Consider the following 13,571-nt stretch of genomic DNA (forward strand, 5'->3'; position numbering starts at 1 on the left):
GTAATCCCGGATTACCTGCTCAGGTCTAAAAATTTAGTGTTTGAGACCGACACGTCCACCATCCCGATAGCTATCGGGACCGCCAGCTGGGCATTTAATTGGTCATACTCATATATTACAGATAAGCCCAACGAGCTACAAACATCATAAAATTTTAACTATTAATAACCTCCGGATATTTCTGAGTGACCCGCAAATTTACCGTATTGCCTCCCGGTGGCTCAGGAATAATCCACGGATTACCTGCTCAGGTCTAAAAATTTAGTGTTTGAGACCGACGCGTCCACCATCCCGATAGCTATCGGGACCGCCAGCTGGGCATTTAATTGGTCATACTCACATATTACAGATAAGCCCAACGAGCTACAAACATCATAAAATTTTAACTATTAATAACCCCGGATATTTCTGAGTGACCCGCAAATTTACCGTATTGCCTCCCGGTGGCTCAGGAATAATCCCGGATTACCTGCTCAGGTCTAAAAATTTAGTGTTTGAGACCGACGCGTCTACCATCCCGATAGCTATCGGGACCGCCAGCTGGGCTTTTTGAGTTGTAAGTTATAAGTATTACGTTATAAGTTACTAACCAGTCGTTGACTGTTTAACGGGATGCAAACTTATATATTTTTTTGAAATAATTGAAGCTCGAAGCAAGATTATTATTGGCTGAGCTCGCTAAATTCTTAATTCTTATTCCTCAATTTATCAATGCTGGTTCGGATACGCTGCAGGTACTTCTGACGGTACCAGATGTCCTTGATTTTTAGCAGGATGCCGTTGGGGTCGGAGTTGTTTTTTGCATCAAACTCGTCAGTTAATTTTTTTAGCTCATCGAAGAGGGAGGCTTCCAACTGGTCTACTTCGGAAGTTAATTCCATCAAACGGGCAGGGTCTGGATCGAATTCCATATCCATCAAGGCTTCATTCACATCCATCATATCCATTAAAAATTCCTGCGGCAAGGTGTATTTATCTCCTTCCGTAAGCATCTCATGAAGCTCGAGCACATATTCAATGCGCTTTAACGGATCAGACAGGACTTTGTATGCCTTATTGTTAAGCGTGGATAATTCCATCACCTCATCCTGCTTCTCCTGCGACTCGTTCGCATAGAAATCCGGGTGATACTCTTTGCTGAAAGCATAGAATTTCTTCTTCAACTGGGATTCATCAAGCTGAAAAGTGACCGGAAGATCGTAAAACTCAAAATAGGATTTTTCTAACATCTGATTGAAACAGGATTTATAGGATTGTAGAACTCATAGGATCAGATCGGACAAACCGGCGTGTTCAGTTTCAGTTTTCAGTTCTCCGCTCTCAACTTTCAACTTTCAACTTTCAACCCGATAGCTATCCGATCTCAACTTTCCCCTAATTAATCACATGCTTAATAATATCATTCCCAAACACAAACACCATCAACGTGATCAATATTACGAATCCCACCATTTGTGCCCGTTCCATGAATTTGTCTCCAAGCGGCTTGCCCTTTATCATTTCGATAAGCAGAAAGATTGCGTGGCCGCCATCAAGAGCTGGTATAGGAAGGAGATTCATCAAGGCCAGCGCCATTGAAAGAAGACCTACAAGACTCCAGAATTTAATCCAGTTAACTTCCGACCCGAACATGGTAGCAATGCCTATAGGGCCTGTAAATGCCTTATTTGCCTTTACCTGTCCGGATGCTACCTTGCCCAGGCCTTTAGCATTGTCCATAAATGACCCCCAGGCACGTGAGGCTCCAACCGGAAGGGACTCAAAGAATCCATACTTCACAGTTTCAACAGGAATATTGAAGTACATAGGGATATATACACCGACAGTTCCTTCAGGTGAAACGTTGGTTGGTATCTTAATGGTTTCATTGTTTCGCACCACAGTAAGCTCAACCTTCTTACCCGAGTTAGCAACTACCTGCGATTTGAATTCATCGTAAAAAGCAACCGGCTTATTATTTACTGCGATTATGCTATCGCCCTTATTCACCCCTGCCTTAGCTGCATTGCCTCCAGGTTCAATCAGCGAGATGCCTGATATTTTCACGCGAGGCTCGACAAACTGCCCGATACCTAGATCGGATACCCTCTCCAGCACATCGCCGGGAACATGGATATGCTTGGTTTCCCCGTTACGGTCTACGGTAAGTTCCGTATTTCCCAGCAGTACTTTAGAACTGGTCAATTCCTCAAAGCGCACAACCGGTTTGCCGTTTACCGCCGTGATCCTGTCGCCGTTCTGAAGGCCTATTTCACGCCCTATTATTCCCGGGGCAATTCCGTCCGGAATCTTTGCATTTGGCACAAAGGTCTCTCCATTGTTTAGGGTGAGCATCCAGAAAATAAATATACCCAGCACAATATTCACGGCAACACCGCCAAGCATGACAATTAGTCGCTGCCAGGCTGGTTTAGCGCGGAACTCCCAGGGCTGCGGCGGACCAGCGAGCTGCTCGGTATCCATCGACTCATCGATCATACCGGAGATCTTTACATAGCCTCCCAGTGGAAGCCATCCGATGCCGTATTCACAACCTTTATAATTGAAACTAACCAGCTTAAAACCCCAGGCATCGAAAAACAGGTAGAACTTCTCTACCCTTATGCCGAAAGCGCGGGCAGCAAAAAAGTGCCCTGCTTCGTGTAAAATAATTAAAATCGATAACCCAAGTAACAGCTGACCTGTCATTACTAATCCATCCATGCCTTATTCTCTGTTTTTATTTTTTAGATATTAATACTTCCTGTTTGTTACTAATTCCAGCGCATATACACGTGCCTGCCTATCGGTTTCGATATAATCGTCAAGAGTAGGCTGTTCAATAAACATAACTTCTGACATGCATTGTTCTATGATGTCACTCATGTCCAGAAATCCCAGACGATCGTTCAAAAACTCAGCCACAACGACTTCATTGGCAGCGTTGATCACGCATGGCATATTCCCGCCGCTGCGTAACGCATTAAATGCAAAATCAAGGTTCCTGAACGTCTTTTTGTCAGCCTTTTCAAAACTCAGGCCCGGAAAGTCTATGAAATCGAATCTCGGGAAATTATTCGGAATTCTTTCGGGGTATGCCATGGCGTATTGAATGGGCAGTTTCATATCCGGCAAGCCCATCTGAGCCTTCATCGACCCGTCGTGAAACTGAACGATGGAATGAATGATTGACTGCGGATGTACTATCACATCGATCTGTGAAACATCCAGTTTAAAGAGCCATTTCGCCTCTATAACTTCCAGTCCCTTGTTCATCAGTGAAGCCGAATCTATCGTGATCTTCTCGCCCATCACCCAATTGGGATGTTTTAAAGCTTCTTTTTTTGTGATCGTAGAGAGGAACTCCGAAGTTTTCCCACGAAAAGGCCCTCCCGAAGCGGTCAGGTATATTTTCTCGATCGCTGCCATATTCTCTCCTTCAAGGCATTGGAAAATGGCAGAATGTTCCGAGTCTACAGGAAGGATCTTAACTTTATGCTTTTCTGCCAGGCTTGTAACCAGTTCACCGGCAACCACGAGGGTTTCTTTATTCGCCAGGGCAATATCTTTACCAGCTTTTATTGCTGCCAGTGTGGGCTTTAAACCGGCGAATCCTACCATAGCCGTAAGAACAAGTGATATATCGGAGTGAGTAACTATCTCACACATATCATCTATGCCACAAAGCACCGTTATTCCATGCGGGTGCAAAACGACCTGAAGTTCTTCGAACTTTTCACGGGTACCTATAACCACGTATTGCGGCTTAAACTCTATAGCCTGGGCGATGAGCCGTTCCGCATTGTTCTGCGCTGTCAGCACAAATGCACGGAAGCGATCCGGATTCCGACGTATCACTTCCAGAGCCTGCGTACCAATGCTTCCGGTTGAGCCAAGAATGGCTATATTTTTAAGATTATTATCTTCTTTCACTACTATTTCTTTGAGCTTACAAACTTGTGCAGTTCGTCAGCTATAAGCCGGTCGTTCGATAATCTCGGCACTTTATTCTGCCCCCCCAGTTTCCCCTGGGCCTTCATGTAATCCCTGAATGCATCCCGTCGAAGCGCATGCATTACCAGTGGCTGCAAAACCTTTCCCTCGACCAGGTCATAATAATATGAATTACGTTCCTGTAATGACCTGTCTACCTTCAGGCTGAATGCCTTCAGGTCTTCCGGTGGTTTCACAAACTCTACATACCATTCATGATAAGGTAACTGATACCCTTCGTTTGTAGTTTCAGGATTAACCTGCGGGGCTACTGTAAATTCGGTGATCTCAAGATTCTCTTCCTTTGCCGCGGACAAAATTGCAGATTCCACTTCTTCTCCGATAACATGCTCACCAAAAGCTGAAATATAATGTTTAATTCTGCCGCTTACAATTATCCGGTAGGGATCTTTCGAAACAAATTTAATGGTATCACCAATGCTGTATCCCCAAAGACCTGCATTAGTACTCATTATTAAGGCATAATTCTTATCCAATTCGACATCTCTTAGAGATAAGCGTGCAGGGTTTTCATTGAAGTATTCGTCTGCCGGAATAAATTCGAAAAAAATACCTGAATCTACGGCCAGGAGAAGGCCCCTGTCGCGCTGCGAGTCCTGGAAAGCGATAAAACCTTCGGATGCCGGATAAGTTTCGATAGAGTCGATGCGTCTGCCGATGCTTTCTTCAAGCCGGGCCCTGTAGGGCTCAAAGTTTACACCCCCGTATACAAAAAGCGAGAAGTTCTTAAAAATATCCTTGATCTTCTTTCCATCAGCGCGAGCAGAGAGGCGGTCGAAATACATCTGCACCCAGGGCGGGATACCTGAAATAAGCCGCATGTCCTCGTTGATAGTTTCATCGACTATCGCCTCGACCTTTTCTTCCCAATCCTCAATACTATTTATTTTGAACGACGGCAGGCGGTTGGTCTGAAGATAAGCAGGAACGTGATTTGCGACGATACCCGAAAGCCTTCCGACTGCAATTCCATTTTTATGTTCCAGCACAGGGCTCCCCTGCAGAAAAATTATCCGGCCGTCCAGGAATTTTGCTTTCCCTGTTTCGTGAATATAACAGAACATGGCGTTCTGCGCTGCCCAGATATGTTCGGGCATGGAAGCATGGGAAATAGGAATATATTTGGTACCCGAGGTTGTACCTGATGTTTTAGCCAGGTACTTAGGCTTACCCGGCCAAAGTACATCAGTTTCACCGTTGACTACACGTTCAATATAAGGCCTGAGGCCCTCATAGTCGCGAACGGGGACATTCTTCTTGAAATCTTCGTATGAATTGATGCTTGAAAAAAGATGATCGTGGCCGAAAGCTGTCTGCCTTGCATCTTTTATCAGCTTCGCAAAAACCCTGTCCTGGGCAGCAAGCGCATTATTTTTCCATTTATTTATGCGCATCACTGCAAATGCAGCCAGGGGTTTCGCCAGCAGAGACTTAATTCCCATCATTCTTCTCTACATTGTCAAGCAATATCTCTTCTTCTTCCATATACCTGTTCGCCATGTGACGGTAGGCGATAATGAGAATAATACTTGAAAACGGCACAGTAAATAATAGCCCGATGAATATCACCATTGCACCCAGGATATTAACTCCCAGCATGCATAAATAAAGTACAAATACAAACCAAAAATGACCTTTGGTAAGAGCCCAGCTCTGGCTGATCGCTTCCGACGACCCGGATTCCTGATCAACTATAAAACAAGTGACAAAACTAGTTCTGACGGTTACGAAGGTAATTCCGACAGCTGCCAGGATGTATACCGGGAGCAGCTCCCAGGCGAAGGGGCTGTTCTCATCGATCTGCACATCGGGCGCGAAAGCAGTGTAATAAAGATTTATCAAAAGCGCGCTGGCAAATGCCAGGCCCAGTCCTACGATAAGTTTAACAATGAGAAAGTTGAGCGCTTTGACCATATTGGGAATGAAGTCAGGAAATTCCGCATCACCCGGTTGATCTATGAGTTTGAAGAATACCTGATAGAAGGCAACGGTAAAGAAAGCATCAAAAAGCGTCAGAAGCCCTAATCCGAAGGTACTTGCCTCACCGAATACGAGCGTGACCAAAGATCCTATGATAAGCAGTGACACGAACTGGGTGACTGTAAAGCCAATCAGTATCCAAAAATTGTTTTTTGCAAGATCCCAGGAGTCCGACAAAACATCCCTCACGCTAATTCCTCTATCCATATTTAATATTGTTTTAAAATTATGCGCTTCCAAAAATCCTGAATGAACCCAAGGCCATAGGCCACCAGTTGAACCAATGAAGCAATAACGCTCAAAAATGCAACTTTTACCGATTTGTTTACCGTTAGGGAATGGAAAAATATCAACAAAACATACAAAACCAGTATAGTATTACAAAATGCTGCCAGAGGATGTTTTAGCAGGTTGAAAACTATACCTGCCAGAATGAAAATAGTAAAGCAGGCCGGAAAGAAATGAACCATCTTGAGTTCTGCAGGAAAGTGCTTATAAATATTGATTCTGGCCCGGCCAAAAAAATGCAGTTGTTTGTAAAACTGGCTAAAACTGGTTCGCCTTTTATGGTACACCATAGCGCCCGGGATTAACCCTATCTTGAATCCTTTTGAAGCTGCGCGGATACTGAATTCGATATCTTCGCCAAGTCGGGTGAGGATAAATCCGCCTGTTGATTCCCATACCTCGCGCGACAATCCCATATTAAAGCTTCGCGGATGAAATGTTCCGATATGTTTTTTATTCCCCCGGATCCCTCCTGTCGTAAACGGGGAGGTCATGGAATAACTGATTGCCTTTTGCACCGATGTGAATGAGGTGTGCGCGCCATCGGGTCCGCCGTATACGTCAAGCCGGTGTTCCAGCAAGAAATCCTTCACTGTCTCCAGGTAATCTTCGGGGATGAGGCAATCCGAATCGAACACGACGAAGTAATCTCCGCGGGCACGTTCGAAGCCATAGTTCCGGGCAAAACCCTGGCCGCCGTTTTCCTTAAAATAATAAGAGATATCAAGCTTTTCAGCGTAGCCATCAACAATATCCTTTGCATCTTTTACTGAGCCGTCCTCGATCACTATTACTTCAAACTGCGTGTAAGTCTGCCTGGTCAGGGTAGCAAGCAACTCATCTATCTCCTGCGGACGGTTGTATAATGGAATTATTATCGAAAAGAACATGAAAGGTAAAGCGGGCTATACGGTTTTTTCAATATGATAGGTATTCCGTTCCGGGGAGTTACGTGAAACAAGCTCGGCTATAAATCCCGTAAGGAAAAGCTGAAATCCAACTACGATCGCCACCAATGCTATGTAGAATAATGGCTGATCGGTAACATCACGATTGTTGTGAATGTGCATTGAAATATTATACAGTTTATTGCCTATGATCCAAACTGTTATCCCGAGACCGGCAACAAAACTCAAGGCTCCCATTGTGCCGAAAAAATGCATAGGGCGTTTAGAGAACTTGCCAACAAAAAATATCGACAGGAGATCAAGAAAGCCGTTAACAAAGCGGCTTAAGCCAAATTTTGTGGTGCCATATTTCCGGGCGCGATGTTCAACCACCTGTTCACCGATCCTCGTGAATCCTGCCCATTTGGCTATAACAGGTATATAACGATGCATTTCTCCATAAACTTCAATGTTTTTCACTACATCCTTCTTGTAGGCCTTTAAACCGCAGTTAAAGTCATGGAGGTTGTGAATACCTGACATCTTGCGGGTAAAGAAATTGAAGACTTTGGTTGGGATTGTTTTACTAAGCGGATCGTGTCGTTTCTGTTTCCATCCGGACACCAGGTGAAATTTATCTTCAGTAATCTTCCTGTACAGCTCCGGGATCTCATCCGGACTATCCTGTAAATCGGCATCCATAGTAATTACAACATCTCCCTGGCTTGCTTCAAAGCCAACATTCAGGGCTGCTGATTTACCATAATTCCTACGAAACTTTATTCCTACAATGTTGGATAATTGCTGTTTTAAAGATTCTATCACTTCCCAGGATCCGTCGTTGCTTCCATCATCTACAAGAATAATCTCGTAGGAAAAGTCGTTTGCATCCATCACACGGCTTATCCAACCGGTAAGCTCGGGCAGTGATTCTGCTTCGTTGAACAAGGGAACGACAACTGAAATATTCATTAACTAGAAAATTGAAAGTGGAAACCCGGTAGCTATCGGGTTGAAAGCGGCCAACGTCCCACCCGACAATTAAGGTGCAAATTTCATTAATAAAAGTCAAAATATATAGTTTTCTTTCGGATTCTAAAAAGGTCTTCCGGAAATGGGAGCCGGAAAAAATATAATTGATAACTTTTTCAGGCAGATAAATACAGATTTTACATTAAATTTGTTGTTATCTACTCTATCCTATGATTTCTGTACTTTGTATTAACGATAGCGATATCAACTTGTTCCTTCAAAAGCGCCTGCTTTTATTATCGGGGATAACCAATAAGGTTATAACTGTTAACGATGGGAAGAAAGCCTTGGATTTTTATGCCCGGCTGAAAAAAGAAGGGGGTGAAGACTACCCGGCACTGGTAGTTTTAGATATTCACATGCCCAACATTGACGGATGGGGATTTCTTGACTATTTCACTGAAAGGTATTTACCGGATTTTAAAAACACCAGGGTAATAATCAACTCCTTTACAGTTGATCAGAACGAAATAAACAGGGCTAAAAACTACCCCCTGGTGGTCGATTTCGTGACTACACAATTAACGGTCGAATACTTTAGGAATATTCAATTACCCCACACACTCCGCATGCAACCTTGAACCTTCCCGGGCGGACGCCTGCGTGAAAGAGGCCAAATATGGCGGCACTGAAGATATGTGACTAACTTCAGCACCACCGAAAATCTCTGTCTGATTGTTTTTAAGCTTCGTCGTTTTCCGACGGTGCAAAAATGGGTGCTTCTTTTTTGAATATAGCCGCGAAGATGAGTGACAATACAAACTCCACTACGATAGCAATACCCAGATTGGTAAAGAAATCCTTAATGGTGGGATCGAACTGCGACCTCATCTGTTCGATCTGCTTGGCAACGGTCTGATCGGCTGCATCTTCATCCATTCCCATGTTTTCGAAGGTAGATCTCAAGCCTTCTTCCACGTGGCCTGAGATTGTTGCAAAAGCGCCCGGTTCAATGAACTTATAGAATATGAAATTGAATACGGCAACTATTAGGCCCGCAACAAAGGCCATAAGAAAGATACCTTTTAAGGCCTGGCGAAAATTCCAGTAACCCCCAATCTTCTTGCGGAGATCCAATGTAAAATAAATATAAACCAGCAGAAGAAACACCATATTACCGATTCCAAATCCCATCGAACCAAATAAGGCTGGCGCGGTGTAAAAGATCACGATACCCAGGATAGCCGACAGTATCCCGATAATAACGCCGTTATTAACAGCGGCTTTGTTTAAGTTTTGTAACGACAGTTCCATTTTGAATTAATTAAGTTAGGTTTTAGTTAGCGTTGATTATACGAAATTAACAATGAATATACTGCAGAATCGAAATCCGCATTAGTGCTGTATTTAACAAAATCTTCAAATTCTTCGTTGTCGGGGCTCTGGTCACGGAAAAATCCCATCATGGGATAAAATAATTCTTTTAATTCCGAGTCTTCCGGAAGTTCTTTTACTACCCTGGCCACTTCTTTCAGATCGCTGTCGACCAGGATCTGGTTCGTTATAACATCCTCATAGATGCGGTGCTCGTCCTGAAATTCGTCTTCATCAACGAGAAGAAATTCCTTCAGGAAGTCGCCCAATTCAGGTTCGATATCCTCGTCCTCACATTCCTTCAGATATAGCATCAGGTTCAAGAGTTCAGTTCCCCTGTCAAGGGTTTTCTCTTCTATTGCTTCCCATTCGGATGACTCCAGATAATCTTCTTCCAATTTTCGCACATCTTCGTTGAAGAAGTTAATCAGTAACAGGTCGAAGAATATCTCTCTCAACGACTCATATGCAGGGTTGTCGTCAAACAGTGTGTCCATGGCTTCCACCTTTTCAAGGTAGTCGCCATCACCGCCAAATACCTCCACAAGCTTATCGAAGAACGGTTTACTATCCTCCCTGCTAACCGCAGCATATTGTCTCAACGCTGCGAGCATTGCCTTTTTTACACCTGCATCCATAAGATCGATTTAATACGTGAGATATTGGGCATTATTATATACTAACTTAACCTTTCCTGTTAGATTTTCATTCATAAAAGGTGAATTTTCTGATTTCGAATAATTGGTTTGCTCATCGAATGTCCACTTTTCGGCCGGATCAAATAAAATAAAGTTAGCAGAAATCCCCTTTTCAAAATGCGGATTCGGCAATCCGAGTATTTTTCGCGGATTTACAGCTATCTTCTCAATGATCAGTTCTGGCGACAGCCCGGCTTTCAAAGCCAGAGGCAGAACGGTCTGCAGACCGATCATCCCATAAGAAGCGATCTCAAACTCAACGTTCTTAAACTCGATCTCATGAGGAGTATGCTGAGAAACAATTGCATCGATGGTGCCATCTTTCAGACCTGCGATAAGGGCCTTTTGATCTGCTTTTGTACGTAAGGGAGGTTTCACCTTATAATTGCTATCAAAACCTTCCAATTGGTCTTCGGTAAGCACAAGGGCATGAGCCGCAACATCACAGGTTACTTTTACTCCCGATCTCTTTGCCTTCCTGATCAGGTCGACGCTCCTAGCCGTGCTGACCGTGCTGAAATGTATCCGTGCATCATTATACTCCGCAAGATAAAGGTCGCGCGAGATCATCAACTCTTCAGCCAGCGAAGGGTTTCCTTTCATCCCAAGGTACGTGCTCATAACGCCTTCGTTCATCTTCGCTTTACCGGCGATATCTGGGTCTTCAGCATAGGAGAAGATCAGACCGTTAAACGATTTTGAATACAAAAGAGCCCGGCTCATCAATCCGGCATTGCTAATCGGCTTCTTCCCGTCGGTAAAGCCGACAGCGCCTGATTCCCGCATATCGAACATTTCAGAAAGCTCCTTCCCTTCGCAATTATGGCTAACACATCCCAAAGGATGAATATCCACTATATTCCCCTTAGCCCGGTTTACCAGGTACGATACTTCAGCTTTAGAATGAATTGGCGGCTGTGTATTGGGAAGCAGGGCCAGGCCGGTATATCCTCCTGCAGCAGCGGCTCTGCTTCCGCTACCTACATCTTCCCTGGTTTCAAGCCCCGGATCACCGAAACTTGCGTTAAGATCGAAAAAACCGGCTGAGAGATACTGCCCCCTGGCATTTATGGTCGTGAGGTTCTTATCAGGAGATTTAATGCCCTTACCAATTTCTGATATTTTGCCATCTGCGACAAGAACATCGAAAACCTTCCCGCTGTATTTACTTTGAGGATCAAGGATCGTGGCTGACTGAATTAATAAGTTATTCAAGTTTTATTGCTTTAGTTTGTGATTTTTTATAGAATCGGATAAGGAATATCTCAACCGCCAGGAATAATAATGAAAGTATGATACATAATTTCCAAAGAGATGTCCCTTGGTTGATAGCCTTAACAGCGCCCTGCATAGAGCCTGCTGCCGGCGTTATCAGGTCAATTTTATGACCCGGGAATTTGGCCTCTATGGTACGGTCGCCAGCATAGCTCAAGTCTGATTCCGGGCCTGGGTCGTTGAAAGAAAGAATCGCAAGTAAACTGTCATTCTTTAGCAACTCGTAGTTACCGGTTTGCCTGATCTGATCGGCTACATATATCTGGGAGGCATTTTCATTCTGGCGCAGATCAGGAATAGCTTCAAATTTATCTCTTCGCAGCTTCAATGTCTGGTTTGAGCTGAGCGTAAGTTTAGGAAGCTCGACAACCTGATCTATGTTCAGCTTATGATATAAATTTTGATCCTGGAGGGACAAGAGTGCCGTTTGGTACATGATCGGTACAAATACAGAATGTCTGGCAAAATTACTCGTTTCCGGGTTCAAAGGCACAGCCGAAAGATAAATTTTACCTTTTCCCATCCGGTAGTCGCTAAAAAATGTCATTCTTCCCGGAAAATCCAGCACACTTTGCCTCGTTGTATTGTTCTGAATTGTATAACGGAGGTATTTTTTAGCTACCGGGAGATCAAGCTTCTGCGGTATATTTTCAAACACGCCTTTAAATACGGGATGCTGAAGGTTTATAGCTGTAACCTTTGTTTCTGCGTTTACAATTTCCGCAGGCAAATCCGTTCGAAGGGCTTGCAATAAGCTCTTTAGCCCTTCCTGATTGCTTTGGAGCTCCGGAAAAACCATCAGGCTGCCGCCCCTGCTGACATATTCCTTCAACTGCTGAATAAGCCCGTCGCTGATCTCAGCAAGCTCGTTTAATATTACGAGCGGATAGTTACCAAGGCTGGAGTAATTTATGCTACCAGAGCTAACGTTGGTCACATTAAAGAACAGATCCGATTTATAAACCGAGTTAAGATATTCATTTTCCAGGCCGCCGTTTATGATGAGCAGAGGAATAGAAGGCTGTACCTTAAAACTAAAATAGAAGCGGTCATCAAACACAACCGGAAAATCAGTGATCACGATCTCACCTTCCTGCCAGCCCGCTTTAAGTCCGCTGAATGATAGTGTATCGGTTGACGTAGTGCGGGGCTGAATGGTCAGGCTACCGATAGCTTTTTGCTGCCTGTTTAGAGCAACTTTAATAGGAATACTTTCAGCTTCCTCATCCGAATTGTTTCTAAGTCTTACAACCAGCTGTTCAGAATCACCGGGCTTATGAATAGCCGAAACAAACCACACCGAGTCTATTGAAATATTGGGCTGCGAATTCGCTTTTAACCTAACAAGCCTAACTAAAACAGCACTATCAGCCTGTACCGATGATTGAGGAAGTATATTTTCCTGGAAGTCTGAGATAACATAAACTGTCTTCCTGGCGTTAGGTTCGCCCAAAAACACATCCTCCTGCCGGCGAATGATCTGGCTTAAATCGCGGTTGGCGGCGCTGATCTGAACTTCATCCACCGCTCTTTGAAATTCATCGTAATTCAGTAAACGCTGAAACCGGCCTTCAAAGTCGTTAGTAAGCAGCTGAAATTTGTCATTCAAACTATATGCTGATGCTATTTCCTTCGCTCTCCGCTTGGCTTCATCCAACAATGTCCCTTCTTTGTTCACAGCTTCCATGCTGTAAGAGTTGTCAATAAAAATACTTACTACCTGTGACTGATAGGCATTTTTGTCGTTTGAATTAGGAATGTATGGTCTGGAAAAAGCAAAAACCAGGAACGAAAGTGCAAGCAGTCGGGACGCCAGTATCAGCCGGTCTTTCAAATGTTGTCGTGATGAGGTCTGAATTTGAACAGACTTCAAAAACCGAACATTGCTGAAATATACTTTCTTGAACTTCCGGAAATTAAAAAGATGTATAATGATGGGAATGGCTAATGCCAGAAGAGCAAACAAAAATCCGGGGGACAGGAATCTCATTAAGTATCAAAAATAGGAAAAAAGTTATACGTTGTACGTTATAAGTTTTAAGTTCACGGAAATCGATTTAGCTTTTTTAGCGTGCATCAGCCCATTTTGATTTCCCGGGAAAAT

Annotated in this window: 12 protein-coding genes; 1 reads left to right on the top strand and 11 read right to left on the bottom strand. The window is 43.8% G+C overall.

Annotated elements, in window-relative coordinates:
• Positions 1-686 precede the first annotated feature (686 nt).
• From hscB to P2W76_RS12355, 7 genes are all read right to left on the bottom strand, one after another.
• On the bottom strand, positions 687-1,229 hold the full coding sequence (gene hscB, locus P2W76_RS12325) for a Fe-S protein assembly co-chaperone HscB (RefSeq protein WP_276348129.1): 543 nt from the start codon (positions 1,227-1,229) through the stop codon (positions 687-689).
• A 145-nt stretch (positions 1,230-1,374) separates the two neighbouring features.
• A complete protein-coding gene (gene rseP / locus P2W76_RS12330) occupies positions 1,375-2,703 on the bottom strand; it encodes an RIP metalloprotease RseP (RefSeq protein ID WP_276348130.1) in 1,329 nt (442 codons plus the stop codon).
• Between the two features lie 30 nt (positions 2,704-2,733).
• Positions 2,734-3,912, bottom strand: a complete 1,179-nt coding sequence (locus P2W76_RS12335; RefSeq protein ID WP_276348131.1) for a 1-deoxy-D-xylulose-5-phosphate reductoisomerase — start codon at positions 3,910-3,912, stop codon at positions 2,734-2,736.
• Between the two features lie 2 nt (positions 3,913-3,914).
• A complete protein-coding gene (locus tag P2W76_RS12340) occupies positions 3,915-5,435 on the bottom strand; it encodes a GH3 auxin-responsive promoter family protein (RefSeq protein WP_276348376.1) in 1,521 nt (506 codons plus the stop codon).
• Positions 5,425-6,180 (bottom strand): DUF975 family protein, encoded by a 756-nt coding sequence (locus P2W76_RS12345; protein WP_276348132.1) that lies wholly within the window; start codon positions 6,178-6,180, stop codon positions 5,425-5,427. Before P2W76_RS12345 ends, P2W76_RS12340 begins: the two co-directional genes overlap by 11 nt.
• Positions 6,181-6,182: 2 nt before the next feature.
• Positions 6,183-7,151 (bottom strand): glycosyltransferase, encoded by a 969-nt coding sequence (locus P2W76_RS12350; protein ID WP_276348133.1) that lies wholly within the window; start codon positions 7,149-7,151, stop codon positions 6,183-6,185.
• A gap of 15 nt (positions 7,152-7,166) precedes the next feature.
• Complete coding sequence (locus P2W76_RS12355; protein WP_276348134.1) at positions 7,167-8,120, bottom strand: glycosyltransferase family 2 protein; 954 nt, start codon at positions 8,118-8,120, stop codon at positions 7,167-7,169.
• 230 nt (positions 8,121-8,350) lie between these two features.
• On the opposite strand from P2W76_RS12355, the gene P2W76_RS12360 reads away from it, so the two are divergent.
• Complete coding sequence (locus P2W76_RS12360; RefSeq protein WP_276348135.1) at positions 8,351-8,761, top strand: response regulator; 411 nt, start codon at positions 8,351-8,353, stop codon at positions 8,759-8,761.
• A gap of 100 nt (positions 8,762-8,861) precedes the next feature.
• Here P2W76_RS12360 and P2W76_RS12365 read toward each other — a convergent pair whose 3' ends face one another.
• From P2W76_RS12365 to P2W76_RS12380, 4 genes are read right to left on the bottom strand one after another with little or no spacing between them, the layout of a single operon-like run.
• Positions 8,862-9,434 (bottom strand): DUF4199 domain-containing protein, encoded by a 573-nt coding sequence (locus P2W76_RS12365; RefSeq protein WP_276348136.1) that lies wholly within the window; start codon positions 9,432-9,434, stop codon positions 8,862-8,864.
• Positions 9,435-9,460: 26 nt separating this feature from the next.
• Positions 9,461-10,132: a hypothetical protein gene (locus P2W76_RS12370; RefSeq protein WP_276348137.1), complete on the bottom strand. Its 672-nt coding sequence runs from the start codon at positions 10,130-10,132 to the stop codon at positions 9,461-9,463.
• A 9-nt stretch (positions 10,133-10,141) separates the two neighbouring features.
• Entirely contained in the window at positions 10,142-11,407 is a 1,266-nt protein-coding gene (locus tag P2W76_RS12375; protein WP_276348138.1) for a dihydroorotase, read from the bottom strand.
• Complete coding sequence (locus P2W76_RS12380; protein WP_276348139.1) at positions 11,400-13,457, bottom strand: VWA domain-containing protein; 2,058 nt, start codon at positions 13,455-13,457, stop codon at positions 11,400-11,402. The genes P2W76_RS12375 and P2W76_RS12380 overlap by 8 nt, the downstream gene beginning before the upstream one ends.
• Between the last annotated feature and the right edge of the window lie 114 nt (positions 13,458-13,571).

It is taken from the genome of Daejeonella sp. JGW-45 (assembly GCF_029360805.1).
GTDB lineage: Bacteria > Bacteroidota > Bacteroidia > Sphingobacteriales > Sphingobacteriaceae > Daejeonella.